Source organism: Curtobacterium sp. UCD-KPL2560 (assembly GCF_001705035.1).
In the GTDB taxonomy this organism is placed as follows: Bacteria; Actinomycetota; Actinomycetes; order Actinomycetales; family Microbacteriaceae; genus Curtobacterium.
Genome location: NZ_MCIG01000050.1, coordinates 1 through 25,447, shown reverse-complemented (window position 1 = coordinate 25,447; position 25,447 = coordinate 1). Strand labels below are relative to the sequence as shown.

The following is a 25,447-nucleotide window of genomic DNA, read 5'->3' as shown; positions in this document are numbered from 1 at the left end:
ACCGCGGCGGGCGAGCCGCCGCGCGCCGCGCCGCGCCGCGCCGCACCGCGCCGCACCGCACCGCACCGCACCACGGCGCACCGCAAGACCGCTCAGAGCGACGCGACCCACTCGTCGGAGCCATCGGTGAAGCGCTGGTGCTTCCAGATCGGGGTGCGCTCCTTGACGCGGTCGACCAGGTCAGAGCACGCCGCGAAGGCCTCGGCCCGGTGCGGTGACGACACCGCTGCGGCGAGCGCCACGTCCCCGACGACCAGGTCCCCCACGCGGTGCAGCACCGCGATGCGGACACCGGGGTGCTCCTCGGCGATAGACCGGGCGACCTCGGCGATGACCTCACCGGCGCTCGGGTGCCGCTCGTAGCCGAGCGCAGTCACGCCCTTGCCGCCGTCGTGGTCGCGGACGATCCCGGCGAAGGTGACGACCGCGCCGTCCTGCTCGGTCTCGACCGCTGCGGCGACCTGCTCGACGGACACCGCGACGTCGACGACGTCGGCGAGCAGGACCCGCTCGGCCGCGGTCACGAGGTCGCTCCTTCAGCGGTGCGTGACGCGTGGCCTGCACCGTCGGTCGTGCGCGGTGCGTGCCCCGCTCCGTGCACCTGCGCGAACACGTGGTCGAGCAAGCCGTCGATGACTGCCAGCCCGTCGGCGACACCGCCGCGCGACCCGGGCAGGGTGACGACGAAGGCTCCGGTGGAGGCGATGCCGGCCACACCGCGGCTCAGCAGCGCCGTCGGACCCGCCCCCGCGAGACCACGGCGGCGGACCTCCTCGAGGACACCGGGGAGTTCGAGGTCGAGCAGCGGTGCGACGGCCTCCGGGGTGCGGTCGGTGGGCGTGACCCCGGTCCCGCCGGTCGTGACGACCACGCGGGCGTCGGCCAGCAGCGCTGCGGTGACGGTCTCGGCGATCGGTCCGCCGTCGGGCACGATGACGGGTTCCTCGACCACGAAGCCACGCTCACGCAGCCACGCGGCGATGCCCGGGCCGGTGCGGTCGAGGGACGGCTCGGTCGCCGCGGAGGTGGAGACCACGAGGACCGCGGCGCGGCCCCTCGTCGCGGTGTCGTCGGTGGGTCGGTCGGTCATCGGGCGCTCCAGTCCCCGGAGCGTCCACCGTGCTTCTCGAGCACGCGGACCTCCGTGATCACGGCCGCACGGTCGACGGCCTTCACCATGTCGTAGACCGTCAGCGCCGCGACGCTCGCACCGGTCAGCGCCTCCATCTCGACGCCCGTGCGCGAGGTCGTGCGCACGGACACCTCGATCCGGACGTGGTCACCCTCGCCCGTGATGTCGACCTCGACGCCGGCGATGGGCAGCGGGTGGCAGAGCGGGACCAGGTCGGAGGTCTTCTTGACGGCCATGATCGCCGCGATGCGCGCGGTGCCGATTACCTCGCCCTTGGGCAGCGAGCCGTCGATGATCCGCCGGACGACGTCGTCCCGGGTGACCAGCGTCGCCGTCGCCGTCGCCGAGCGCGCGGTGACGTCCTTGTCGGAGACGTCGACCATGTGGGCGGTACCGTCGGCGCGGACGTGGGACAGCTCGCCCGCGGCCTCCGCAGCGAGCGGAGCGTCGACGAGCGGAGCGTCGGCGCCCGGCGCGTCGCCGCCCGGCGCGTCGCCGCCGCGGTCGGGTGCGCCGCGGTCCGGCTCGTCGTCGCCGTCCGGGGAGGCGCGGTGGTCGTCGGTCATCGGAGGCTCCAGACGGTCAGGGGGTCGCCGGGTTCGACGGTGTCGGTTCCGACCGGGACGTGGACGAGGTGGGTGGCGGCCGCCAGGTGCGCGAGCAGGTGCGAGCTCGGCCCGCCGACGAAGTACACCCGGCCGTCGGCGACCCGACCGCGACGGACCTGGTGCTTGCCGACGGGCGAGGTCGCGGACTCGGCCGCCGGCAGCTGCTCGGCGGGCCGGTCGGGGGCGCCGACGGCCGCGGCGAGCACAGGGCGCAGGAACACCTCGAACGACACGAGCGCCGACACGGGGTTGCCGGGGAAGGCCACGACCGGGACGGTGCGGCCACCGAGGGTGACCGAGCCCGACGCCTGCGGCCCGCCGGGCTGCATCGCGACCGGGGTCACGGCGAGCCCGAGCGGTTCGAGGGTCTGCCGCACGACCTCGTACGCCCCGGCGCTGATGCCACCGGTCGTCAGCACGAGGTCGGCCCAGTCACCGATCGCACGGTCGAGTGCCTCGACGAAGTGCTCGGGGTCGTCACTCAGGCGCACGGCACGCGTCACCGCGCCGACCTCGGCCAGGGCCGCACGCAGCGCCACCCCGTTCGCGTCGCCGATCAGGGCCCCGGCGGCGCCCGGACCGTCGAGTCCGTCGAGGTCTGCACCACCGTCGGCACCGTCGCGGCCGTCCGCACCGTCAGCACCGTCAGCACCGTCAGCACCGTCAGCACCGTGAGCACCGTGAGCACCGTCAGCGCCGGCAGCGCCGACCGACTCCTCGCCGCGGAGCTCGCTCCCCGTCGAGACGACGAGCACCCGCACCGGCCGCACCACCTCGACGGAACCGACCCCCGCCGACGCGAGCGTGCCGAGCAGCGCGGGCGTCACCGGCGCCCCGGCCGGCGCGAGCTCGGCCCCGCGGGCGACGTCGCTGCCCGTCGTCCGCACGAACGTGCCCGCGGTCGTGCCGGTCGGGACGGTGAGCTCCGCGAGCGCGAGTGCCTCCGGGAACCTGCCGGGCCGGACTGCCTCGACCGGGACCACGGCGTCGGCACCGACCGGGATGCGCGCTCCGGTCATGATCGGCGCCGCGCTGTCCGGCGGCAGCGGGGCCGGCACGGTCCCCGCGGGCACCGGGTCGACCACGCGGACGGTCCGACCGGCGTCGCCCGCGCGCACGGCGAACCCGTCCATCTGGCTGTTGTCGAAGGTCGGCAGCGGGACCGGCGCGGACACCGCGGTCGCGAGCACGCGGCGGCCCCGTCCGGCGTCCGGGGCGACCGCGAGGTCGTCCGTCGAGCGGCGTTCCGATCCGAGCGCGGCGAGCACCGGCGCGAGCAGGGCTGTGACAGCGTCGCGGTGCTGACCGATCGTTCGCACGGGGGCCTCTCGAACAGGTGGGGTGGTGCAGTGGTCGCCCGGCTCTCGGCTGCTGCCGGAGGGGCGTCGCTAGCGTATCCAGGGCGCACCGCGCACCGAGGACATCCGGAGGACCTGTGGAGGACGACGTGAGCACGACCGCACCTGTGGACGGAACGACCGCACGCATCGGGGTGATCGGCGGCTCCGGCCTGTACCGACTCTTCGAGGAGGGCACGGCCGACGAACTCGTCGTCGAGACCCCGTTCGGCGCGACGTCGAGCCCGATCACCGTCGGCACCATGTCCGGCAAGCGCGTGGCCTTCCTCACGCGGCACGGTCGCGAGCACTCGGTCGCCCCGCACCTGATCAACCACCGCGCGAACCTGTGGGCGCTCCGCTCGCTCGGCGTCCGCGCGATCGTGTCCTCGAGCGCCGTCGGCGGCCTGCACCCCGACTACGCGCCGGGCACCTTCGTGGTCACCGACCAGCTCATCGACCGGACCTGGGGGCGCGCGGACACGTTCTTCGAGGACCAGGTGCAGCACCTGTCCTTCGCGGACCCGTTCGACCCCGTGCTGCGTCGCGCGGCGATCGACGCCGTGGCCGCCCTCGGCGTGCCGTTCCGACCGACCGGCACGTGCGTCGTGATCCAGGGACCGCGCTTCTCGACGCGCGCCGAGTCCGTCTGGCTGCGCGAGGCCGGGGGCCACACCATCAACATGACGATGACGCCCGAGGTGCCGCTCGCGGCCGAGCTCGGCATCGGCACCGTCAACCTGTCGTTCGTCACGGACGCCGACGCGGGCCTCGCCCCGGCGACGGACGAGACGGCGGCTGGCACCACGCCCGCCGACGACACCGCGGCCCCCGTCACCCACGCCGCCGTCATGGAGCGTCTGGCCCGTGCGAACGAGGTCATCGTCCGCGCCATCGGCGACATCGTCGCGGCACTGCCGGACGACTACAGCCCGCGTGAGCTCGTGCCCGCGGCGGCCAGCGAGAGCGTCCTCCGCACGACGGTCGAGCCCCGCGCGTGAGCCGCCTGCTCGTCACCGGCGGCGCGGGCTTCATCGGCTCCGCGATCGTCCGTCGCGCACTGGCCGAGGGCCACGAGGTGCGCATCCTCGACTCCCTGCGCGACGACGTGCACGGCGACCCGGGCGAGGTCCTCCGCGCCCACGAGCAGCAGGGCATCGCCTTCGTGCACGGCGACGTGCGCGACCGCGTGGCGCTCGAAGCCGCACTCGACGGAGTCGACGTCGTCTGCCACCAGGCCGCCAAGGTCGGGCTCGGCGTCGACTTCCAGGACGCCCCCGACTACGTCTCGTCGAACGACGCCGGCACCGCCCACGTCCTCGCCGGCATGGACCGGAGCGGCATCGGTCGCCTCGTCGTCGCGAGCTCGATGGTCGTCTACGGCGAGGGCGCCTACACGACCGCCGACGGTGAGCCGATGCGCCCGCCGGCCCGCCGCCGCGAAGACCTGGACGCCGGTCGCTTCGACCCGATCGGTCCGGACGGCCGTCCCCTGCTGCCGGGCCTGATCGACGAGTCCGCCGCCCTCGACCCGCGCAACGTCTACGCGCAGACGAAGGTCGCGCAGGAGCACCTCGCCTCCAGCTGGGCGCGCGCGACCGGTGGCACGGCCATCGCCCTGCGGTACCACAACGTCTACGGGCCGGGGATGCCCTCGAACACGCCCTACGCGGGCGTCGCGTCCCTGTTCCGCTCGGCGCTCGCCCGCGGCGAGGCCCCGCGGGTGTTCGAGGACGGCCGACAGCGCCGCGACTTCGTGCACGTGGACGACGTCGCCGGCGCGAACGCCGCCTCGATCGCCGCGACCGCGGACCTGCCTGCGGAGACGTTCCGCGCGTACAACGTCGGTTCCGGGGTCGTGCACACGATCGGTGACATGGCCGCGGCCATCGCCGGTCCGGACGGCCCGCAGCCCGTCGTCACCGGCGAGTACCGCCTGGGCGACGTGCGGCACGTCACGGCCTCGTCCGACCGGATCGCCGCCGAGCTCGGGTGGCGCGCGCAGGTCGACTTCGAGCGGGGCATGCGCGAGTTCGCCACCGCCCCGCTCCGCGCCGCCGTCCGCTGACCGAACCACCGGCAGCACCCGCCCACCGGCACCGCCGGACCGACGCAGCGCATCGACCGCCCGGCGCACCGCGCCGCGCCCGACCGCGAGCACATCCGCACCCGCATCCACCGGCGTCCCGCGCCCGCCCCGCCACCCGCCCGACGCACGCGGCGCGCCGGGCGGGTGGCGCGCCTCCAGGCCGTCCCCCGAACGCGTGGCAGGACAGCCACAACACGCGCGGACCACCGCGCGGGGGACACCGATCCTGTACCCCGCTCCTCCGCGTCGTGTTCAGTCGACACCATGGACCACCCACCGGCCGACGCGCCCGACCCAGCCGCGCCCGCGACGCGCGCGACCGACGACGGAACCCGTCGATCCGGCGACCCGCACCGAATGGTCCACATGAACGTCGACGTGATCCTCCCCTGCCTGGACGAGGCCGACGCGCTCCCGACGGTGATCGGCCGGCTGCCCGAGGGCTACCGCGCGATCGTCGTCGACAACGGCTCGACCGACGGGTCGGCCGAGGTCGCGCGCGCGCACGGCGCCACCGTCGTGACCGAACCCGTCAAGGGCTTCGGGTCCGCGTGCGCCGCCGGTGTCGCGGCCGCGACCGCCGAGTACGTCGCCTTCTGCGACGCCGACGCCTCGATGGACCCGGCCGAGCTGCCCGACCTCGTGGCGCGCGTCGCCGACGGCCGCACCGACCTCGCCCTCGGCCGCCGCGTCCCGACCACGCGCGGCGCGTGGGCACCGCACGCCCGCTTCGCGAACCGCGTCCTCGCGATCCTCATGCGCCGCGCGACCGGCTACCGGCTGCGCGACCTCGGCCCGATGCGCGTCATGCGCCGCGCCGACCTCGTCGCGCTCGACCTGCAGGACCGCCGCAGCGGTTACCCGCTCGAGATGGTCCTCGCGGCGCACGCCGCGGGGTGGCGTGTCGACGAGTCCGACATCGGCTACGCCCAGCGCGTCGGCGACAGCAAGGTCACCGGCACGCTGCGGGGCACCGTCAACGCGGTGCGCGACATGTCGCGCCTGCTGCGCGAGTACGGCCGGGAGGCACGTCCCCGGACCGTCGCACCCGGTCCCGTCCGGCACACGGCCGGGTCCCACACGGAAGGAGCACGCCCATGACGGACGTCACGGTGGTCGTGGTGGCCAAGGAGTGCCTGCCCGGCAAGGTGAAGACCCGGCTGACGCCGGCGCTGACGCCGGCAGGCGCGGCACGCGTCGCGGCGGCGTCGCTGGCCGACACGATCGCCACGGTCCGCGCGCTCCCCGCCGCACGCCGCGTGCTGCTCTACGACGGGGTCGTGCTGCCCGAGGGCACCGACGACTTCGAGGTGCTGCACCAGGTCGGCGGCGGCCTGGACGAGCGGCTCGGCGCGATGTTCGACGCGATGACCGGTCCGACGCTCCTGGTCGGCATGGACACCCCGCAGGCGTCCACGTCCGACCTCGCCCCGGTGTTCGACGAGCCGGAGCGCGACGCGTGGTTCGGCCCGGCCGAGGACGGCGGCTTCTGGTCGCTCTACCTCCGCGAGCCCGACGGGGCCCTGCTCCGCGGCGTGCCGATGTCGCAGGACGACACCGGCGCGGTGCAGCGCTCGCGCCTGACCGAGGCCGGGCTCGACGTCGGCGTGCTCGAGACCCTGCTCGACGTCGACACCGTCCCCGACGCCGACCGCGTCGCCGCGCTCGTGCCGGAGTCCCGGTTCGCCGCGGCGCTCCGCGACGAGACCCTGACCGAACTCGCCGAGTGTGGAGGTACCCGATGACGATGCACGACACCGTGACCTTCGGCGCCGGCGGGGGCGAGCCCTACGCGAACGCCCTCCGCACCGACGGCCGCATCCGCCTGACCGACCCGGCACGCCCGGACGTCCACGTGACGATGGACGTGGGCCGGTGGAACGCGGCGGCGGACCGGGTCGACCGCTCGCTGCTCGACGGCGCCGACGGCCCCGTCATCGACATCGGCTGCGGACCGGGCCGGATGCTCGTCGCGGCACGGAACCTCGGCATCCCCGCACTCGGGGTGGACGTCTCCGCCGAGGCCGTCGCGATCGCCCGACGCTCCGGCGGCACGGCCGTGCAGGGGTCGGTGTTCGACGAGATCCCGAGCGAGGGCCGTTGGGACACCGCGCTCGTGATCGACGGCAACATCGGCATCGGCGGTGACCCCGTCGCCCTGCTCGTCCGCTGCGCCGAGATCGTGCGCGACGGCGGCCGGGTCGTCGTCGAGACGCACACCGACCCCGCTGCCGACCGGTCCTTCGAGGCGCACGTGGTGGACGCCGACGGCAACCAGAGCGCGGCGTTCCCGTGGGCCGAGGTCGGCATCGACGCGCTGCTCGGGCACGCCGAGGTCGCGGGCCTCCGACCGCGACAGAGCTGGACGGTCGGGGGACGAACGTTCTGCGAGCTCGTCGCCTGACCGTTTCCCGCATCAGGCAACGCGCCTTTTCCCGCATCATGCAACGTGCCCTTTCTTGCATCATGCAACACAGGGGCGTAGGGTCGGGGTACCAGCCGACGGCGTCGTGACCGTCGGACCTGACGGCGCACGATCCTCGGCACGACGACGAGGAGCACCCGTGCAGATCCGACAGAACCCCCTCGGCGGCGCCTACGTCTCCGGTCTCGAGCACCGCGACGAGCTCGGTGCCTACGCGGTCCAGGCCGCCTGGCGCGCGGTCGGGAGCTACACCGGCACCGGCTCGGGCCGCGCGCTCGGCCGGTTCGTGGACGTGGAGACCCGCCGCCCGGGCACCGCGACGAGCTCGAACCGGACCGTCACCGGCTCGCTGCGCACCACGACCGGGTCGTTCCGCACCGCCTGAGTGCGGAGCGGACCCTTCCGGTGGCTCAGCCCGCGGGAAGGGTCACCCCGGTGCCGGGGGCAACAGGCTGCCGGGGTCCGCACGCTGCTGGGGCCGGGACCCTTTCGGCACGGTCGGTCACCGGCTGCTCCCCTGCTCGCGCTCGGGACGCAGCGGACGCGGGTGTTCGAGCCGTTCGACCAGCCCACGGAGCCACTCGACCGGGCTCACCCCGAAGTCGCCCTCGAAGTCGATCGCCGCGCCGACCCAAGAGATGTACTCCAGAACGGACTCGTCGTCCGGCAGTTCCCGTTCGAGCAGGCGGGCCTCCGCGACGTACTTGTCCCGGACGGTCGGCCCGAGACGGTCGAGGACGTCGGCGTAGAGCGACTCCGCGTCGGCGTGGTCGAGGTCCCAGTCGTAGTTGAAGTCCGCTGCCAGGAAGTCGTAGACGTTCGGCGCGAGCGCGCCGAGCTCGCGAAGACGCTCAGGCGTCACGGGCATCGAGGAGCTTTCGCACATATCGCCGCAGGTCGCCGAGCCACTGCGCCGGGGTCCGCCCGGTGTCGAGCGACGGGTCGAGGCCGGTGTCGATCGCGCCGAGCAACCGCTCGACCGCGTCGTCGGTAGGGTACTCGGCCGCGATGGCGCTGAGTTCGGCGTCTATCTCCTCGAGCCCGCCGCGGTTCATCCAACCGAACGCGTCGTCGTACGCGCGCTCCGCCGTCTCGTACTCGTCGCGCCAGTCGTAGTTGAAGTACGCGCCCATGAGGGTCCAGAAGTGCGGGTAGCGCTTCTTCAGCAGTTCGAGGTCCACGGGGCTCACTTCGTCGAGCACGAGGAGCAGCCCTCGTGCTCGGTCAGCACGAGAGCACATCCTCGATGCGTGCTGCGATCTGCCGCAACCACGTCCGGTCGTCCAGGCCATCGTCCTCGGGGACGTAGTTGCAGTCGAGTTCGACCAGCCGTCCGCCGAGAGCTGCGGCGTCCGGCAGCACTTCGTCGAGGTCGCGCACGTCCACGAGCAACGCCTGCTGGTCCTCGTGCGACGAGACGGCCAGGAAGTGTTCGAGCGCGTCGGCGGCCCGGTAGGGAGCGTCCGCCCAGTCCTGGTGGAAGTAGGCCCCGACGAAGCCGTCGAACGCGCTGAAGTTCAGCGCGGTGGTGCTCGACAGTGCCGGGTAGGCCGTCAGGACCGTGTAACCGGCCGGCTGGTCCGGAGCAGCGGTCAGCACCACGCGGACGGCGTCGAGGTCCTGGACCCAGCCGAACGGCATGCCGCGGCCGGTGACGGCACCGGACACCGCGTAGACACGGAGGGGGCTCGGGCAGCCAGCGGCGACCCACGCGCGGATGCGCAGGTGGTTCACGTCGAGGGCTTCCGCGACGATCCGGTCTGCCTCAGCCGTCCCGCAGGTGAACACCGAGGTGCCGGTCCTGACGCTGTGTGACACGTTGCGCTCCTTCTTCGTGGTGACGGGGCGGCCGATCGCGGCCGGTATGATCATGCTCCGTCCGGCCGACGGGTACAGAACCGTCGGTCCTGCCGGTCATCCGCTGCTCGACTCACGAGGATCGGACGGGAGCGGATGCGGGTGTTCGAGCCGTTCCACCAGCCCACGGAGCCACTCGACCGGGCTCACCCCGAAGTCCCCCTCGAAGTCGATCGCCGCACCGACCCAGTAGATGTACTCCAGAACGGACTCGTCGTCCGGCAGTTCCCGCTCGAGCAGGCGGGCCTCCGCGACGTACTGGTCCCGGGCGGTCGGCCTGAGACGGTCGAGGGAATCGGCGTACAGCGACTCCGCGTCGGCGTAGTCGAGGTCCCAGTCGTAGTTGAAGTACGCCGCCAGGAAGTCGTAGACGTGCGGCGCGAGCGCGCCGAGCTCGCGAAGACGCTCGAGCGAGGGCTTCACTAGATCACCGGCGCCGGGAACGCCGTGAGGACGACGTACGGCGGATTGCGGCCGGGAACGTACTTGAGCACCGTGCGCACCACCGTGTCGTCGTGCATCTTCGGGGTCCTCGCGGGATTGTAACCACGACCGACGACGCGATCCGCCGGCCACTCGAAGGCCTTGGTCTTCAAGTCGATCTCACCTCGCTGCATCTGTCCGATCCACTCCTGCACTGCTCCGTGGTTGAAGTCGAGGTCGTTCGCGACGAGGCGGTTCACGTCCTCGACCGGGACGGTCCACGCGCTGTTCCGGATCGTCCCGCCCTTCCGGGATCGGATCCAGTCATCGAGCTCCTGCCCGTGCAGATCCTCCCGCACGTGCCGACTCAACGTGTGACCGCCGGCCTTCTCGGCGGCCGCGAGCCCGCCCGCGTCGATGAAGGGCTTCGACTCGACGCCGTGCGGGAGGGATCCTTCGTCGTGCGGACGGAGCAGGTCCGGGTGCTCGTCGACGAACTTCGCCATCTCGCCACGGAGCATCTGGTCGAACGCCCCGTCGCCCGCACCCGTGCCCGGGGTGAAGTGCTCGCTGCCCGTGTAGTCCCGGTAGGTCCGGTCCACCAGGTCGTGCAGTGCGTCGATGCTCTCCTTCGAGGCACCGTTCTCCACCCACGACCGCACGTCGCGGCTCAACCCGTGCAGGCCGAGCTTCCCGAGGCCCTCGGCGAGCTCGGCCGCCTTCGCGGTGTCCTTGGCCAGACCGCCGGGACCGGCGGCACCGAGACCGAGGCCCATGGCCGCCGCGCCGGCGGCGGCACCGGGGTGCTCCTGCGCCTCGGCCCACCAGTCCCCGATGGCCTTGCCCGCTGCGTCGTGCGCCTTCGCCGCAGCACCGTTGCGGTCCGCCGCTGCGTCCAGCCAGGCGAACGGCGACAGGAAGAGCCCGAGGGTCGCCGCGCCGTCGAGGACCCCGCCCCAGGTCGAGCCGAGGGTCCCGGGCGACCAGACGCCCTGGTTGTCGAACCCGAGCATGTGGATGCCGCTCTCCATGGAGCCGAGCAGCTCGTCCAACGCCCCCTCGTTGAACTGCTCGCCGCAGGTCTTCCCCTCGGCCGTGCCCACCGCGCTCCACGGCAGGTCCACGCCGCGTGCGTTGAGGTCGTTCTCCGCGGGGGCGACGTACGCGCCCGCGAGCGTCGCGCCCGACGCCTTCTTGATCGCCGTCGCGCAGTCGGCCTGCGCCTGCTCGAGCAGCGCGACCTGGGCGTTGATCCGACGGATGAGCTCGTCGTTCTCGTGCTTCGTGACGACGTCCTCGTACCAGGGCACCATCGTGTCCTTCGGCGTCGGGTCGGTGCGGGTGGCGCCGTACGCGTTCCACGACCCGTCGACCTGGGGGCCGGTGCTCATGGCGTAGGGAGACGTGACCTTCGGGACGCCGCCCTGGACCCGGGCACGGAACGCCGCGGCCTCGACGCGCAGGTCGTCGAGCTGCCGCTTCGGACCCGCGGCGTCGGAGGCGTACGTGTCGAGCGCCTTGGCCACCCCGCGCGCCGCGGCTCCGATGGTGTGCGTGTCCGCGACGACCGGGTCCATCAGGGCGAGCACCTGCCCCGACTCCGGCGCCTCGTAGACCCCGGCCAGGGCGTGCCACCGACCGGGGATCTCGTCGGCCACGGTCCGGAGGGAGTCCCCTCCCCCGGAGATGGTGCTCGCCGCGGACGACACGGCCGCGAGGTCGAGGTCGGCGCCCGGGATGCCGTCGGGGTCGACGAGCCCGTGGTCGCCGATCGCGACGCCGCTCACCGGTCGCTCCCGGGCACGCTCGTGCCACCTGGCTCGGCCGCCGAGCGCGCGAGCACCGACAGGTCGTTGGTCTCGTGCGCGGTCGTGCCGGCGCGCTGGACGTCGGCTGCCATCTGCAGATCGCCCTGCTCGTAGGCGCCCAGGGCACCGCGGACGCCCTGCACGCCGCCCACGAGTCGCAGCGTGACCTGCTCGACGTCGTCCGCCACCTGCGCGACGAACGCACCGAGGGCCTCGCCGACGACGGCTCCGGCCCCGCCCGCAGCGTCCGCGACCCCGGTCTGCACCGACCGCAGTGCGGTGGCCGTCCCGTCCAGCGACGTCTGCATGCCGTCGAGCACGCCCCGAACACCGGCGGGATCGATCTTCCAACCCGCTGCACTCATCGAACCTCCCCCGTCCGACCTCCATCGTGACCCGGCACCGGGTCGGGCCGCAACCCGTCACCACGGACCGCCCGGGCGAGGTCGGCCGCGGCACGCCACCGCTCGGGTTCCGCGCCGTCGAACCAGAAGAGCGCTCCGGGGGTCCGCACCGGACCGACGGGACGACCGCCGAGCGCCGCGACGGAGGCCGTCAGGCCCCGCGCCCGCAGGGCGCGCGCCCCGGCGAACACCGCGAGCGGTGTCACCGGTCCCCGCAGGACCGCGTCGGTGACCCCGTCGACGCGACCACGGCTGGTCGAGAACAGGCCGGACTGCGGGTGGCGACCCAGACTCGCCGACCGGAGGCCCGCCTCCAGTCCGTCACGCAGCCCACCCGGGTCGTCGATCGCGACCACGACACGGAGGGTCTCGAACACCGACCGCGGACCGCGCTCGACGACGAGCAGCCCGCCGACGCCCCGGTCGGCACCGCCGCCGACGACGAACGTCGTCGGCGCGGGCGACCGATGTTCGGCGATCTCGGTCAGGGCCGCCGCCGTGAGCGGCGCGTCCCCCTCGTACCGCGACCACGACAGGCGGCGGCCGAGGGCCGCGAGGAAGCGTTCCGAGACGGGACCGAGCAGGGTGCGCGGCGACGGAGCGTGCTCGACCGTCAGGTCGACGTGGAGGAGGTCACCGACCGGCGCGCCCGCGACCCCCGCTGCCGCCGCCGGCCGCCACCGCCACCCGTGCTCGGCGAGCAGGTGGAGCGCGGGCCACGACAGCACCGCGCCCGGTTCGGTCTCGACGACGCGTTCCCCGTCGTGTCCCAGCCGAGCCGCGAGCGCGGCGTCCGCGCGGACGATCGTCATCGTGCTCTCCCCCGTCGGGCCACCGTCCGTGGTCCCGCCAGCAGCCTACGCAGCCCGCCGTCACCCTCGGACACCTCCATCGGGCTGGTGCCAGGATGGGTCCATGAACGACCGCGCCGGCACCCCCGCGACCGCAGACGACCTCGTCGACCTCGACGCCCTCCTGGCCGCGTACCACGAGCGTGTCCCGGACGTGTCGATCCCCGAGCAGAAGGTGGTGTTCGGCACGTCCGGGCACCGCGGTTCCTCGCTCGACACCGCGTTCAACGACACGCACATCGCCGCCATCACGCAGGCGATCGTCGAGTACCGCACGCAGCAGGGCACCGACGGTCCGCTCTTCATCGGCCGCGACACGCACGCGCTCTCGGCCCCCGCCGAGCAGACCGCGCTGCAGGTGCTCGCCGCGAACGGCATCCGCGTACTCGCCGACGACGCCGACGGCTTCGTCCCGACCCCGGCCCTGAGCCACGCGATCATCCGGTACAACCGCGCGGGCAACCCCGACACGGCCGACGGCATCGTGATCACGCCGAGCCACAATCCGCCGCGGGACGGTGGCTTCAAGTACAACCCGCCGCACGGCGGCCCCGCCGACAGCGACGCCACGTCGTGGATCGCCGACCGGGCGAACGCGATCATCGCCGGCGGGAACGCCGAGGTGCGCCGCCAGGAGACCACCGACGCCGAGGGCTACGACTACCTCGGCACGTACGTCGCCGACCTCGAGCACATCATCGACATCGACGCGATCAAGCGCGCCGGCATCCGGATCGGGGCGGACCCGCTCGGCGGCGCCTCGCTGCCGTACTGGGAGCGCATCCGCGACCACTACGGACTCGACCTGACCGTGGTGAACCCCGAGGTCGACCCGACGTGGGCGTTCATGACGCTCGACTGGGACGGCAAGATCCGGATGGACCCGTCGAGCGCGAGCGCGATGGCGTCCGTCGTGGCCCGCAAGGACGAGTTCGACGTCCTCACCGGCAACGACGCCGACTCCGACCGCCACGGCATCGTCACGCCCGACGCCGGGCTGATGAACCCGAACCACTACCTCGCGGTGGCGATCGAGTACCTGTACGCGCACCGACCGGAGTGGCGCGACGACGCCGCCATCGGCAAGACCCTGGTGTCGTCGAGCATCATCGACCGCGTCGCGGAGTCGCTCGGCCGTCGGCTGTGGGAGGTCCCGGTCGGCTTCAAGTGGTTCGTACCCGGGCTGATCGACGGCTCGGTCGCGTTCGGCGGCGAGGAGTCCGCGGGCGCCTCGTTCCTGCGCAAGGACGGCACCGCCTGGACGACCGACAAGGACGGCATCATCCTGGCGCTCCTGGCGTCGGAGATCACCGCCGTGACGGGCAAGACCCCGTCGCAGCTGTACGCCGAGCTCACCGAGCGGTTCGGCGCGCCGGTCTACCAGCGCGTCGACGCCGCGGCGAGCAAGGAGCAGAAGGCCCGCCTGTCGAAGCTCGACGGTGACGCGATCACCGCCGACACGCTAGCCGGCGACCCGATCACCGCGAAGCTGTCGAAGGCGCCGGGCAACGACGCCGCGGTCGGCGGCGTGAAGGTCGTCACCGACAAGGCCTGGTTCGCGGCCCGGCCCTCCGGTACCGAGGACGTCTACAAGATCTACGCGGAGAGCTTCGTCGGGCAGGAGCACCTCGAGCAGGTGCAGCGCGAGGCGAAGGAGATCGTGGACGCCGCACTCGGCGCCTGATCCCGAGACCGGCCCCACCGCCGGTCAGCACACCACCCACGACGAGACGCCGCCGGTCACCCCGGCGGCGTCTCGTCGTCCGGCGAACGGCACCCGGCACCCGGCACCCGGCACCCGGCACCCGGCGTACGCTCCCGGTCATCTGAGCGACGCCCTGCCGATCCGTTCAGGAAGCCCCTCCCCGTGCGCCGATCAGTTGCGGCGGATGTAACTTTGCAGGACGCGCAAGTTCACCACCTCCTCCAGGAGCCACTCCGCATGACCCAGACGGCGACCGCACCCGCGGCACCCACCACGTCCTCGAACGCGGTGATGAACCACCGGCAGATCCTGCTCGTGATCTACGGCCTCATGGCCGGCATGTTCCTCGGCGCCCTCGACCAGACCATCGTCGGCACCGCGATCCGCACGATCGGCGACGACCTGCACGGGCTCGACCAGCAGGCGTGGGTGACGACCGGGTACCTGATCGCCTCGACCGTCACGACCCCGATCTACGGCAAGCTCTCCGACATCTTCGGCCGCCGCCCGCTGTTCCTGACCGCGATCGGCATCTTCATCGTCGGCTCGTTCGCGGCGTCGTTCTCGACGTCGATGCTCATGCTCGCCGGGTTCCGCGCGCTGCAGGGCCTCGGCGCCGGTGGTCTGATGTCCCTGCCGCTGGCGATCATGGGCGACATGCTCGCCCCCCGCGAGCGCGCCAAGTACCAGGGCTACTTCCTCGCCGTGTTCGGCATCTCGTCCGTCATCGGTCCGCTGGTCGGCGGCCTGTTCGCCGGCGCGTCCCAGATCCTGTTCGTCAGCGGCTGGCGCTGGGTCTTCCTGATCAACGTCCCGATCGGCATCGGCGCGCTCGTCATGGTCCTCACGTTCCTGCACCTGCCGAAGTTCGGCGACCGCAAGAAGCCGCGGATCGACTGGTGGGGCGCGACCCTGGTCATCGTCACCCTCGTCCCGCTGCTCCTCATCGCCGAACAGGGCCGTGAGTGGGGCTGGGACTCCCCCGGCGCGTTCGCCTGCTACGGCATCGGCGCGCTCGGCCTGATCGCCTTCGTCATCGTCGAGCGGTCGATGGGCGACGACGCGATCCTGCCGCTCAAGCTCTTCGGCTCGCGCGTCTTCTCGATGGCCGCCGTGCTGAGCGTCCTCGTCGGCTTCGGCATGTTCGGCGCGATGCTCACCATCCCGCTGTACCTGCAGATCGTGAAGGGCGTCACGCCGACCGAGTCGGGCTTCGCGATGCTCCCGATGGTGCTCGGTCTGATGATCTCGTCGATCGCCTCCGGCCAGATCATCTCCCGCACCGGTCGGTACCAGGTGTTCCCGATCACGGGCACGGCCTTCACCGCGATCGGCTTCACCGTCCTGACGTTCCTGACGGCCGACCGACCGCTCTGGTTCCTCATGCTCGGCATGTTCGGCATCGGCCTCGGGCTCGGGCAGCTCATGCAGACGCTCACGCTCGCGGCGCAGAACTCCGTCAGCCCCCGGGACATCGGCGTGGCGACGAGCGCGGCGACGTTCTTCCGCCAGATCGGCGGCACGATGGGCACGGCGGTGCTGCTGTCGGTCCTGTTCTCCCTCATGCCGACGAACATCACCGGCGCGATGCAGGACGAGTCCACGCTCAAGCCCGCACTGAACGCCGCCCTGACACCCTCCGTCGCGAACGCGTCGGACAACAAGGGCGTGATGGACCAGATCTGGTCGAAGATCGTCCGCCCCGTGCAGCAGAACGTGCAGAAGGGCCTCGACCAGGGCGCCGCGGCGGCGAAGCAGGCGGCCGACCAAGCCGTGACGCAGAAGGTCACGTCCGCCGTGCAGCAGCAGGTCGCGTCCGGCGCGATCCCGGCCTCCGCAGCGGACGCCGTCATCGCCCAGCAGGTGGCCGCCGCGAAACCGCAGGCCGAGCAGCAGGCGCTCGAGACGGTCGCCGCGAAGGCGAACGCCGAGGTCGTCGACGGCACGGTCCAGGTCGACTACAGCAACGCCGACCAGCGCCGCGCCGTCGTGGACGAGGTCGCGCCGAAGCTCGTCGACCAGCTGAAGCAGGGCAACACCGCCGCGAGCTCGGGAGCCGGGTCCGCCACGAGCGACACCTCGTTCCTGAACGGCGCCGACCCGCGGCTCACCCGTCCGTTCCTCGTCGGGTTCAGCAGCTCGGCGGTGGTCGTCTACTGGGTCGGCCTCGCCGTGATCCTGCTCGCCTTCGTCCTGACCTGGTTCTTCCGCGTGCCGCCGCTCCGCAAGGTCTCGGCGCTGCAGGAACAGGCCGACGCCGCGAAGGGTGCGCAACGCGCCGCCGACGACGAGCGGTCCGCCGCGGACCGTCTGGCCGCCGACGCCCAGCGGGCCGCGGCGAACATCGGATCACTCGTGACGCCCGACACCGGCTCGATGCGCACCGTCCCGACCTCACCGGACGTCGCGGCGCAGCCCCGCCCCGCCGGCTCGGCGGTCGGGTCCGGTCGGACGGGAGGCGCGTCCTCCTCCGCCGTCCCGGGTCACGGGACGCGCGACCAGGCCGTGCAGACGACGCACGGCGCGCACGCGGCCCCGGCACCCGTCGACGAGCCGCCGACGGTCACCGGCGCGCTGCGCACGCACCCGGCGCACGCCGCCGGGACCGAGCCGGGCAGCGCCTCCCGACCGGACGCCGACGAGCACCCGCACGGGCGGCACACAGCCGAGTAGCCGCACCCAGCGGCCGACGGCCGCCCACACCAGACGAGCAGGGCGCTCGGCGTGACCACGCCGAGCGCCCTGCTCGTCTGCGTCCCCGGCCGTGCCCGGCCGTGCGGACGGATCAGGAGTCCGCGGTGGGACCGTCGTCCGAGGTGACGTGGCACGTGACCGCACCGGGGTGCACGGCGGATGCCTTGCCCGTGCCGCCCGCGAAGACCTCGGCGGCCTTGCCCGCGTGCAACGCGGTGGGGACGACCACGTCGTGCGGGTCCGTGAGGTCGCCGACCTCGGCGTCGACGCGGTACTCGACCGACGCCGAGGCGCAGTCGGTCGTGGGCGTCACCGCGATCGCGACACAGGAGTCGCCGTCGCAGCCGTCCGGCAGGTCGGCGGCGTCGGGGTGTGCGTCGATGTCCTGGGTGGCCGAGACCCGGTCGGCCGCGGCGGCGTCGCCCGAGGTGCAGGACACGTCGCCGATGGTCGAGTCCTCCTCGTCGTGGTACGACACGGCGAGCACGAGCGGCACGTCGGCGGACAGCTCGACCGTGCGCTCCTCGACCCGGCTGGGATCCTCGTCGTCCATGTCGGCGAAGTACCCGATCGTGACGACCGCGAGGCACGACCGGTCCGTGTCGATCTCGTAGGGGTCGCAGAGGTCGTCGACGTCGGTCGTGCCGCACGTCGCGTCCCACTCGTCGTCACCGTCCAACCAGGACGCGGTCGTCGACCCGTCGTCGGACGACCACACCTCGACCGGGCCGTCGTCGGAGTACCCGTCCGCCGCCTCGGCCGCTGCGGCGATCGACTCGGCCGTGTACGCGATCGGCGGCGCGACGGCGAACGCGGCGCCCGCCACGAGCACGAGGCCCGCGACACCGGCGGTCAGGACGGTCAGCACGCGGTCGACCCGGGCGCTCAGACGGGACGGCGCGCCCTCGTGGAAGGGGTGCGCCGCGGGGACCGACCACGCTGCGACGTCCCACGCGGCGGACGCCGTGTGCGGGTCGGTTCCGGGGTGCGCGGCACGGGCCCGTTCGGGCAGCTCGATCGCGCGGCGGCGGGCGGCCTCGGCGAGGACCGCGGCGAGGGCGGCCCGCCGACGGTCGGCGAGCCGGACGGCCCCGACGACCCACAGCGCGACCCCCGCGATCAACGGCACGAGGACGGCCAGTGCGGCGACCGCGAGGGCGCCCGTGTCGGCACCGCCGACGACGAGCCCGACGAGCACGCCGAGCGACAGGACGGCCACCCCGGCCCCGACGGTCGTCGCGACGACGAGCGACCGAGGCTGACGCCGGCGGAGCACCCGGGTCGGCACCCAGAACACCCAGCCGCGGGGCGCGGGCGGGACGTCGTCGGCCGGGGTCCACCCGGCGGCGGGCTCGGCGCCCTGGAAGAGCTCGACCCACTCGGCGGACGGCGTCGGCCAGCCGGGCGGGGTGCGGAAGCGCAGGGGGGTGGTGGTGTCGTGCACGTCGTGATGCTAGTGCCGGGCGGGAGCGCTCACAGCCCCACGTTCGGGAGCGCGCGCCCGAACGGCTCCGAGGCCGGGGGCGTACGGTCCCCTGCATGGCAGCACCCGAGGTCCGCAACGACACCGACGCACAGCAGTACTCCCTCGTCGAGGACGGCGAGGTGATCGGCTTCGCGGCGTACGAGATCGACGGCGACGAGATCCGGTTCACCCACACCGAAGTCGACCCGGCACACCGCGGCGGCGGGCACGCGTCGATCCTCGTGCAGCACGCCCTCGACGACGTCCGCGAGGGCGACCGGCGCGTCGTGCCGCTGTGCAGCTACGTCAAGGCGTGGATCGAGCGGCACCCGGACTACCAGGAGCTCACCACCCGCTGACCGACTCCGGTCAGGCCCGACCGACTGCGCTCAGTACGGCCGGTCGAGCGTCCCGGGCCGTGCCTCGTGCCGCCCGGCCCCGCGGACGGCCGGCACGCGGATGAGCACGGTCCCGCTGAGCAGGTCGTGGTCGTGGTCGGCGGGCGTCGGCGCCTCCCGCGGCAACCGCGACTGCCATTCGGCCTCGGCCTGTGCCTCGTGCCGCGTCGGCGCGAACACCTCGTCCATCATCGACACGACACCGCCGGATCCGCCGCTCCGGGTGGCCTTGTTCGACAGGTCGATCCACCCCGCGCGATCGGCGATCCCCATCACGACGGCCGCGACGGCCACCGCCCCCAGGAAGATCAACCAGTTCACGGGCACGACGCTACGTCAGGGGCTCGGAGCAGGCCTCCGCCGCGCGGATGATCTCGACGATCCGGCCGGACGAACCTGACCCGAGGCGACCAGGCCGCACGAACCCAGCTCGAGGCGACCCGGCCGGACGAACCTCGCCCGAGACGACCCGGCCGGACGACCCCGGCTCAGGGCACCCGCTCGAGCCACTCCCGCGTGTCGAACTTCGTCGCCACGAGCTCCTGCGCCCGGGCCCGCTCGGCCTCGGTCACGTGCCCCTCGTGCGCCCCGTACAGCTTCGTGAAGGTGCCGATCAACCGGTCGATGATCTCGGCGCGGGTGAGCCCGGTCTGCGAGCGCAGCGGGTCGACGCGCTTCGCCGCCGAGGTCGTGCCCTTGTCGCTCATCTTCTCGCGACCGATCCGCAGGACCTCGACCATCTTCTGGCCGTCCATGTCGTAGCTCATCGTGGCGTGGTGCAGCAGTGCACCGGTGCCGAGGCGCTTCTGGGCGGCGCCGCCGATCTTGCCCTTGGTCGAGGTGATGTCGTTGAGCGGCTGGTAGTACGCCTCGATGCCGAGCGACTTGAGTGCCTCGATCACCCACTCGTCCAGGTAGGCGTACGAGTCGGCGAAGGTCATGCCCTGCACGAGGTCGGTCGGCACGTAGAGCGAGTACGAGATGATCGCGCCCGCGTCCATGAACATGGCACCGCCGCCGGAGATCCGACGGACCACCTGCACGCCGTACTTCTCGGCACCCGCGGGGTCGACCTCGTTCTTCAGCGACTGGAACGACCCGATCACGACGGCGGGCTGGTCCCACTCCCAGATGCGGAGGGTCGGGCCGCGGCGTCCGGCACCGACCTCCTCGGTCAGGACCTGGTCGAGTGCGAGGTGCTCGTTCGGGCTGATCGGGCCCTCGTGCACGATCTCCCAGTCGTACTCCTGCCACGTCGAGGCCCGCGAGAGCGCCCGGCGCACGGCGACGCCGACGGACTCGGGCGTGAAGCCGAGCAGGACCGCGTCCGCGGGCAGCGCGCCGCGGACGGCGGCGGCGATGCCGGCCGCGTCGGTGGTCGCGGGCAGGCCGTTGACGGCCTGGTCGATGAGCGGGAGCGCGTCGTCGGGTTCGAGGAAGAAGTCACCCGCCAACCGGAACTCCTGGATGCTCCCGTCGACGACCTCGAGGTCGACGACGACCAGCTTGCCTCCGGGGACCTTGTACTCACCGTGCACGCGTCGAGCCTACGCCCGCCACGCGGTGGCCCGTCGGCCTGCCGGACGGGAGGACCGTGGCGGGGCCCGCCCCGCGCCTCCCGTCCGCACCCGGGTACCGACGGGAGGCCCGTGGCGGCCCCGCCCCGCGCCTCCCGTCCGCACCCGGTCGCGTCAGCGACCCACGTGCCCGTCCAGCCACGCGACCAGGTCGGCGACCACCTCGTCCCGGTTCGTCTCGTTGTAGACCTCGTGCCGGGCCCCCTCGTAGACGTGCACCTGCACGTCCGACAGGCCCCCGCGACGGCGGTACGCCTGCGCGAGCCGCTCGATCGACCGCGGACCGCCGAGGGTGTCCTCGGAGCCGACCTGCAGCAGCATCGGCAGGTCGTGCGGGATGCCCCGCCGCGGCACCCCGAGCAGCCGCAGCGTGTCGCGCAGGCCGAAGAGCTTGAGCACGTCCGCGTCGACCGCGAGCGGGTCCGCCTGGATCGTCTCGATGATCGCCCGGTCGCGGCTGATCCACTCGTACCGCGTGGGGCCGGAGCCGGCGTGCCGGGCGTTGAGGTCGCCGCTGTTCATCCAGCCGGGCAGTCGGTAGGCGGTGGCGGAGAGCACGACCCCGTCGTACGCGTCCGCTGACGTGTTCACGATCCGCTGCGCCATCAGGGAACCCCAGGAGTGCCCGAGCAGCACGAGCGGCAGCCCCGGGTCCTGTTCGCGGGCGACCGCGGTCATCTGCTCGACGGCGGCGATCGCGGCCCGCAGTCCGCCGGGGCCGAGCCTGCCCAGCCGGGCGTGGTCGCCGTGCCACTGCGCGAGGCCGGTCCGGCCGTGCCCGCGGTGGTCGTTCGCGTGCACGGTCCAGCCGGCGCGGACCAGGTCCTGCGCGAGCGCCTCGTACCGGAGGGAGTGCTCGCCGACACCGTGGGCGATCTGCACGATGCCCCTCGGCCGACCGGCACGCCACGTCGAGTACACGATCTCGACGCCGTGTGCGTCGGTGAACGAGGAGTCCCCTCGGGCTGCGGAGAACGTCGGCATGGCTGCATCCTGGCAGACGGCAGCCCGGCCCAGCGTGTTCATCCGGCGTTCACGCAGCGGGGGCGCAGCGGGCCTACCGTTCCGCGCATGGACGTCCTCGTCACCGTCGTGCTGGTGATCCTGGTGGCCCTCGTGTTCGACTTCACGAACGGCTTCCACGACACCGCGAACGCCATGGCCACCTCGGTCGCCACCGGAGCCCTGAAGCCCCGGACCGCCGTGCTCATCTCCGCCGTCCTCAACCTGGTCGGCGCCTTCCTGTCCACCGAGGTCGCGAAGACCGTCTCGCAGGGGATCATCCGCGAGGGGCAGGACGGCATCCAGATCACCCCGACGATGATCTTCGCGGGCCTCGTCGGGGCCGTCCTCTGGAACCTCGCCACCTGGTACGCCGGTCTCCCGTCCTCGTCCACGCACGCGCTGTTCGGCGGGCTGATCGGGGCGTCGGTGGTCGGCGCCGGGCTGCAGTCCGTGGACTGGGCAACCGTGCTGTCCAAGGTCGTGCTCCCGGCGCTGCTCTCCCCCGTCATCGCCGGGGTGATCGCGCTCGTCGCGACGTACCTCGCGTACACGCTGACGCGGAACGCGACGACGCACGGTGCCGCGACCGGGTTCCGGCACGGACAGACGATCTCGGCGTCGCTCGTCTCGCTCGCACACGGCACGAACGACGCCCAGAAGACGATGGGCGTCATCACGCTGACGCTCGTCGCCGCCGGGTACCAGCCGTCGGGCAGCGGCCCGGCGCTGTGGGTGGTGCTCGCGTGCGGCCTGGCGATCGGCCTCGGCACGTACACGGGCGGCTGGCGGATCATGCAGACCGTCGGCAAGAAGATCTCGGACGTGCAGTCGCCGCAGGGCTTCGCCGCCGAGACGAGCTCCGCCGCGACGATCCTGGTGTCGTCGCACCTCGGCTTCGCCCTGTCCACCACCCACGTCACGAGCGGCTCGGTGGTCGGCTCCGGCCTCGGCAAGAAGCTCGCGGACGTGCACTGGTCGGTCGTCGGGCGGATCGCCGTGGCCTGGGTCGTCACGCTGCCGGCCGCCGCGGTCGTCGGTGCCCTGGCGACGCTCCTGGCCTCGACGAGCACGATCGGGCTCGTCGTCGTCGCCGTCCTGGCCCTGCTCGGCGGTCTGGCCTTCGCCGCCCTGGCCCGACGCCGACCGGTCACCCGCGGGAACGTCGACGACGAGCAGCCGGCCGCCGAGCCGGTGTCGGCCTAGGGAGGCGCACGTGTCCATCGACCTCAGCAGCATCGGGATCGTCGCGGGCGTCGGCTTCGTGTCCGCCGTCGGCATCGTGCTCGTGTACACGCTCGGCCTGCGCCTCCTCGGGACCGGGCAGCCCGTCGACGTCGACGGTGAGCGCACCCGCGACGCGGACGAGACCACACGCACCGGACGCACCCCGGCGGCCGCGCGCTTCGGTGCCGGCGTGTGCTTCACGGTCTGCGGCGCCGCGGTCCTGTACGGGATCTGGCTCACCGTCCCCCAGTTCCACTGACACGGCGGCGGCTCCGTCCCCGGGCGGAGCCGCCTGCCTGCTGATCCCCCACCACCGCCAGCACCACAGCCACTGCCACCGCAGCCGCCAAACCAGTTCGTTCGCTGAACTAATGAGGTAGGCTAACGGTCGTGCCCGACACCTCCCTCGCGACCGACCTGCGCATCGCCGTCAACCGGCTCTCGCGGACGCTCCGCGCGCAGAAGGCCGACGCGGCGATGACCGACGCCCAGTTCTCCGCCCTCGCCCGGTTGCACCGCGAGGGCGCGATGACCCTCGCCGAGCTCAGCCGGCAGGACGGCGTCACCCCGCCCTCGATGACGAAGACCGTCGCGGTGCTGGTCGAGCGCGGCCTCGCGACGAAGGGCGACCACGGCGACGACCGCCGCAAGGTCCGGATCTGCGTGACGCCCGCCGGCTCGGCCGTCGTCGAGGAGACCCGTCGCCGCCGTGACGGCTGGCTGTCCCCGCGCCTGGGCACGCTCACCCCCGACGAACGCCGCACGCTGGCCGACGCCACCGAGATCATGAGGAGGCTGGCCCAGCAGTGACCGCCATGTTCCGTTCCCTGGCCGCCCGCAACTACCGCATCTGGTTCGCCGGCGCCCTGGTGTCCAACGTCGGCACCTGGATGCAGCGCACCGCGCAGGACTGGATCGTCCTCACCGAGCTGTCCGACAACGACGCGGTCGCCGTCGGCGTCACGATGGCCCTGCAGTTCGGGCCGCAGCTCCTGCTCCTGCCGCTCACCGGACTGGTCGCCGACCGCTTCGACCGCCGGAAGATGCTCATGCTCACGCAGGGGCTGATGGGCGCGCTCGGCCTCGGGCTCGGGCTCATGGTCCTCACGCACACCGCGACGCTCTGGTCGCTCTACGGCTTCGCGCTCGCGCTCGGCGTCGTCGCAGCGTTCGACACCCCGATCCGGCAGACCTTCGTGTCGGACGTCGTCCAGGGCGAGCACGTGTCGAACGCCGTCGCGCTGAACTCGGCGTCGTTCAACGCCGCGCGGCTCGTCGGCCCGGCGGTCGCGGGCGTGCTCATCGCCGCGATCGGCTCCGGGTGGGTCTTCGTCATCAACGCGGCATCGTTCCTGGCCGTGCTCGTCGCGCTGCGGTTCGTCGACCCGAGACAGCTCGCCGACCGCCCGAGGGCCGGCCGCGGCAAGGGCCAGGTCATCGGCGGCTTCCGCTACGTGCGGACCCGGCCGGACATCCTCGTGGTGCTCTGCATGATCTTCGTCGTCGGCACGTTCGGCGTGAACTTCCCGATCTTCACCTCGACCATGGCCCGCGTCGAGTTCGGCAAGGGTGCCGGCGAGTTCGGCCTGCTCAACTCGGTGATGGCGATCGGCTCGGTGGCGGGCGCACTGCTCTCCGCCCGTCGGGACCGGCCGCGGATGCGCACGCTCGTCGTGGCGTCGGCGGGCTTCGGGATCGCCTGCACCGCCGCGGCGTTCGCCCCCACCTACTGGACGTTCGCCGCCGTCCTGGTGTTCGTCGGGCTCGCGTCCCTGACCTTCATGACGACCGCGAACGCACTCGTGCAGACCACGACCGCGCCGGCGATGCGCGGCCGCGTGATGGCGCTGTACATGGCCGTGTTCGCCGGCGGCACCCCGCTCGGCGCGCCCATCGTCGGCGCCGTCGCCGACGCGTTCGGCCCGCGCTGGGCCATCGGGGTCGGCGCGACCTCGGGCTTCGTGGCGCTCGCGATCGCGCTCGTCTGGCTCGTGCGGTGGCAGCGCCTGCGGCTGCGCTACGACGCCGAGGCGCCGCTGCACCTCGCGGTCACGCACGCGGTGCCCGTGGTCGGGACGCGCGCGTCGCGCGCCGCGCTGCGGCGCGAGCTCGAGCGCGAGGAGGCCGTCGCGGACCGGTCCAGCGCCGTCTGACCCGACCGGCGACGGACGCCAGGCGCGGTGCCGCCCCGCCACGCGCCTCCCGGCCACCACGCGCACGGCCGCAGAGCCCGCCGCACCGCGGTCACGCGCCTCCGGACCCGCCACCGACGGACGGGAGGCACGGCGCCGCCCCGCCACGCGCCTCCCGGCCGCCACGCGCGCGGCCGCAGAGCCCGCCGCACCGCGGCCACGCACCTCCGGACCCGCCACCGACGGACGGGAGGCACGGTGCCGCCCCGCCACGCGCCTCCCGGCCGCCACGCGCGCGGCCGCAGAGCCCGCC

At 73.2% G+C, this 25,447-nt stretch carries 28 protein-coding genes; 13 read left to right on the top strand and 15 right to left on the bottom strand.

All coding sequences use genetic code 11. The features are described from left to right. Nucleotides 1–92: 92 nt before the first annotated feature. The 4 genes from BEP24_RS17615 to BEP24_RS11660 all read right to left on the bottom strand — a co-directional run bounded on the left by BEP24_RS17615 (nt 93) and on the right by BEP24_RS11660 (nt 3,059). Nucleotides 93–524, bottom strand: a complete 432-nt coding sequence (locus BEP24_RS17615) for a molybdenum cofactor biosynthesis protein MoaE (protein ID WP_065963556.1) — start codon at nt 522–524, stop codon at nt 93–95. Further along, nucleotides 521–1,090 (bottom strand): molybdopterin-binding protein, encoded by a 570-nt coding sequence (locus BEP24_RS17610; protein ID WP_065963554.1) that lies wholly within the window; start codon nt 1,088–1,090, stop codon nt 521–523. The genes BEP24_RS17615 and BEP24_RS17610 overlap by 4 nt, the downstream gene beginning before the upstream one ends. Then, nucleotides 1,087–1,515, bottom strand: coding sequence for a cyclic pyranopterin monophosphate synthase MoaC (moaC, locus tag BEP24_RS11665; protein ID WP_171898798.1), 429 nt, complete (start codon nt 1,513–1,515; stop codon nt 1,087–1,089). Before moaC ends, BEP24_RS17610 begins: the two co-directional genes overlap by 4 nt. Before the next feature lie 179 nt (nt 1,516–1,694). After that, entirely contained in the window at nt 1,695–3,059 is a 1,365-nt protein-coding gene (locus BEP24_RS11660; RefSeq protein WP_065963552.1) for a molybdopterin molybdotransferase MoeA, read from the bottom strand. 128 nt (nt 3,060–3,187) lie between these two features. On the opposite strand from BEP24_RS11660, the gene BEP24_RS11655 reads away from it, so the two are divergent. From BEP24_RS11655 to BEP24_RS11630, 6 genes are all read left to right on the top strand, one after another. Continuing rightward, the gene (locus BEP24_RS11655) at nt 3,188–4,078 is read left to right on the top strand and encodes an MTAP family purine nucleoside phosphorylase (RefSeq protein ID WP_253181670.1); all 891 of its coding nucleotides are present in this window, start codon (nt 3,188–3,190) and stop codon (nt 4,076–4,078) included. After that, entirely contained in the window at nt 4,075–5,145 is a 1,071-nt protein-coding gene (locus tag BEP24_RS11650) for an NAD(P)-dependent oxidoreductase (RefSeq protein ID WP_065963550.1), read from the top strand. The genes BEP24_RS11655 and BEP24_RS11650 overlap by 4 nt, the downstream gene beginning before the upstream one ends. 378 nt (nt 5,146–5,523) lie before the next feature. After that, nucleotides 5,524–6,267, top strand: coding sequence for a glycosyltransferase family 2 protein (locus tag BEP24_RS11645; protein WP_065963548.1), 744 nt, complete (start codon nt 5,524–5,526; stop codon nt 6,265–6,267). Further along, nucleotides 6,264–6,911, top strand: coding sequence for a DUF2064 domain-containing protein (locus BEP24_RS11640; protein ID WP_065963546.1), 648 nt, complete (start codon nt 6,264–6,266; stop codon nt 6,909–6,911). The genes BEP24_RS11645 and BEP24_RS11640 overlap by 4 nt, the downstream gene beginning before the upstream one ends. Then, entirely contained in the window at nt 6,908–7,570 is a 663-nt protein-coding gene (locus BEP24_RS11635) for a methyltransferase domain-containing protein (RefSeq protein ID WP_083230314.1), read from the top strand. The genes BEP24_RS11640 and BEP24_RS11635 overlap by 4 nt, the downstream gene beginning before the upstream one ends. Before the next feature lie 160 nt (nt 7,571–7,730). Next, a complete protein-coding gene (locus tag BEP24_RS11630) occupies nt 7,731–7,976 on the top strand; it encodes a hypothetical protein (RefSeq protein ID WP_065963544.1) in 246 nt (81 codons plus the stop codon). A gap of 117 nt (nt 7,977–8,093) precedes the next feature. Here BEP24_RS11630 and BEP24_RS11625 read toward each other — a convergent pair whose 3' ends face one another. From BEP24_RS11625 to BEP24_RS11595, 7 genes are read right to left on the bottom strand one after another with little or no spacing between them, the layout of a single operon-like run. Next, the gene (locus BEP24_RS11625) at nt 8,094–8,459 is read right to left on the bottom strand and encodes a hypothetical protein (protein WP_141693446.1); all 366 of its coding nucleotides are present in this window, start codon (nt 8,457–8,459) and stop codon (nt 8,094–8,096) included. Then, entirely contained in the window at nt 8,443–8,793 is a 351-nt protein-coding gene (locus tag BEP24_RS11620) for a contact-dependent growth inhibition system immunity protein (protein WP_065963542.1), read from the bottom strand. The genes BEP24_RS11625 and BEP24_RS11620 overlap by 17 nt, the downstream gene beginning before the upstream one ends. 22 nt (nt 8,794–8,815) lie before the next feature. Then, nucleotides 8,816–9,463: a contact-dependent growth inhibition system immunity protein gene (locus BEP24_RS11615; protein ID WP_065963540.1), complete on the bottom strand. Its 648-nt coding sequence runs from the start codon at nt 9,461–9,463 to the stop codon at nt 8,816–8,818. A gap of 42 nt (nt 9,464–9,505) precedes the next feature. Next, on the bottom strand, nt 9,506–9,871 hold the full coding sequence (locus BEP24_RS11610) for a contact-dependent growth inhibition system immunity protein (protein ID WP_065963538.1): 366 nt from the start codon (nt 9,869–9,871) through the stop codon (nt 9,506–9,508). Beyond that, complete coding sequence (locus BEP24_RS11605; RefSeq protein ID WP_065963537.1) at nt 9,871–11,658, bottom strand: RNase A-like domain-containing protein; 1,788 nt, start codon at nt 11,656–11,658, stop codon at nt 9,871–9,873. Before BEP24_RS11605 ends, BEP24_RS11610 begins: the two co-directional genes overlap by 1 nt. Continuing rightward, a complete protein-coding gene (locus BEP24_RS11600) occupies nt 11,655–12,044 on the bottom strand; it encodes a DUF6507 family protein (RefSeq protein WP_139197219.1) in 390 nt (129 codons plus the stop codon). Before BEP24_RS11600 ends, BEP24_RS11605 begins: the two co-directional genes overlap by 4 nt. Then, nucleotides 12,041–12,895 carry a DUF6177 family protein gene (locus tag BEP24_RS11595; RefSeq protein ID WP_065963534.1) on the bottom strand — a complete coding sequence of 285 codons (855 nt, stop codon included), beginning with the start codon at nt 12,893–12,895 and terminating at the stop codon, nt 12,041–12,043. Before BEP24_RS11595 ends, BEP24_RS11600 begins: the two co-directional genes overlap by 4 nt. Before the next feature lie 103 nt (nt 12,896–12,998). On the opposite strand from BEP24_RS11595, the gene pgm reads away from it, so the two are divergent. Next, on the top strand, nt 12,999–14,618 hold the full coding sequence (gene pgm / locus BEP24_RS11590; protein ID WP_065963531.1) for a phosphoglucomutase (alpha-D-glucose-1,6-bisphosphate-dependent): 1,620 nt from the start codon (nt 12,999–13,001) through the stop codon (nt 14,616–14,618). A 258-nt stretch (nt 14,619–14,876) separates the two neighbouring features. Then, a complete protein-coding gene (locus BEP24_RS11585) occupies nt 14,877–17,312 on the top strand; it encodes an MDR family MFS transporter (protein WP_065963529.1) in 2,436 nt (811 codons plus the stop codon). Nucleotides 17,313–17,424: 112 nt separating this feature from the next. Here the strand turns inward: BEP24_RS11585 and BEP24_RS11580 are convergent, their stop codons facing one another. Continuing rightward, the gene (locus BEP24_RS11580; RefSeq protein WP_065963527.1) at nt 17,425–18,777 is read right to left on the bottom strand and encodes a hypothetical protein; all 1,353 of its coding nucleotides are present in this window, start codon (nt 18,775–18,777) and stop codon (nt 17,425–17,427) included. Nucleotides 18,778–18,872: 95 nt separating this feature from the next. Here BEP24_RS11580 and BEP24_RS11575 point away from each other — a divergent pair, with 95 nt between their 5' ends. Next, nucleotides 18,873–19,157, top strand: a complete 285-nt coding sequence (locus tag BEP24_RS11575; protein WP_065963526.1) for a GNAT family N-acetyltransferase — start codon at nt 18,873–18,875, stop codon at nt 19,155–19,157. Between the two features lie 30 nt (nt 19,158–19,187). Here the strand turns inward: BEP24_RS11575 and BEP24_RS11570 are convergent, their stop codons facing one another. The 3 genes from BEP24_RS11570 to BEP24_RS11560 form a co-directional block, all read right to left on the bottom strand. Next, entirely contained in the window at nt 19,188–19,517 is a 330-nt protein-coding gene (locus BEP24_RS11570; RefSeq protein ID WP_141693445.1) for a hypothetical protein, read from the bottom strand. A gap of 167 nt (nt 19,518–19,684) precedes the next feature. After that, nucleotides 19,685–20,734, bottom strand: a complete 1,050-nt coding sequence (locus BEP24_RS11565; protein WP_065963523.1) for a biotin/lipoate A/B protein ligase family protein — start codon at nt 20,732–20,734, stop codon at nt 19,685–19,687. Nucleotides 20,735–20,887: 153 nt separating this feature from the next. Further along, nucleotides 20,888–21,757, bottom strand: coding sequence for an alpha/beta hydrolase (locus tag BEP24_RS11560; RefSeq protein WP_065963519.1), 870 nt, complete (start codon nt 21,755–21,757; stop codon nt 20,888–20,890). 87 nt (nt 21,758–21,844) lie between these two features. On the opposite strand from BEP24_RS11560, the gene BEP24_RS11555 reads away from it, so the two are divergent. From BEP24_RS11555 to BEP24_RS11540, 4 genes are all read left to right on the top strand, one after another. After that, nucleotides 21,845–22,981 (top strand): inorganic phosphate transporter, encoded by a 1,137-nt coding sequence (locus BEP24_RS11555; RefSeq protein ID WP_065963517.1) that lies wholly within the window; start codon nt 21,845–21,847, stop codon nt 22,979–22,981. A gap of 10 nt (nt 22,982–22,991) precedes the next feature. After that, nucleotides 22,992–23,261, top strand: coding sequence for a hypothetical protein (locus tag BEP24_RS11550; protein ID WP_065963514.1), 270 nt, complete (start codon nt 22,992–22,994; stop codon nt 23,259–23,261). A 131-nt stretch (nt 23,262–23,392) separates the two neighbouring features. After that, nucleotides 23,393–23,812 (top strand): MarR family transcriptional regulator, encoded by a 420-nt coding sequence (locus tag BEP24_RS11545; RefSeq protein WP_065963511.1) that lies wholly within the window; start codon nt 23,393–23,395, stop codon nt 23,810–23,812. Between the two features lie 5 nt (nt 23,813–23,817). Beyond that, nucleotides 23,818–25,155, top strand: a complete 1,338-nt coding sequence (locus tag BEP24_RS11540; RefSeq protein WP_065963559.1) for an MFS transporter — start codon at nt 23,818–23,820, stop codon at nt 25,153–25,155. Nucleotides 25,156–25,447 lie beyond the last annotated feature (292 nt).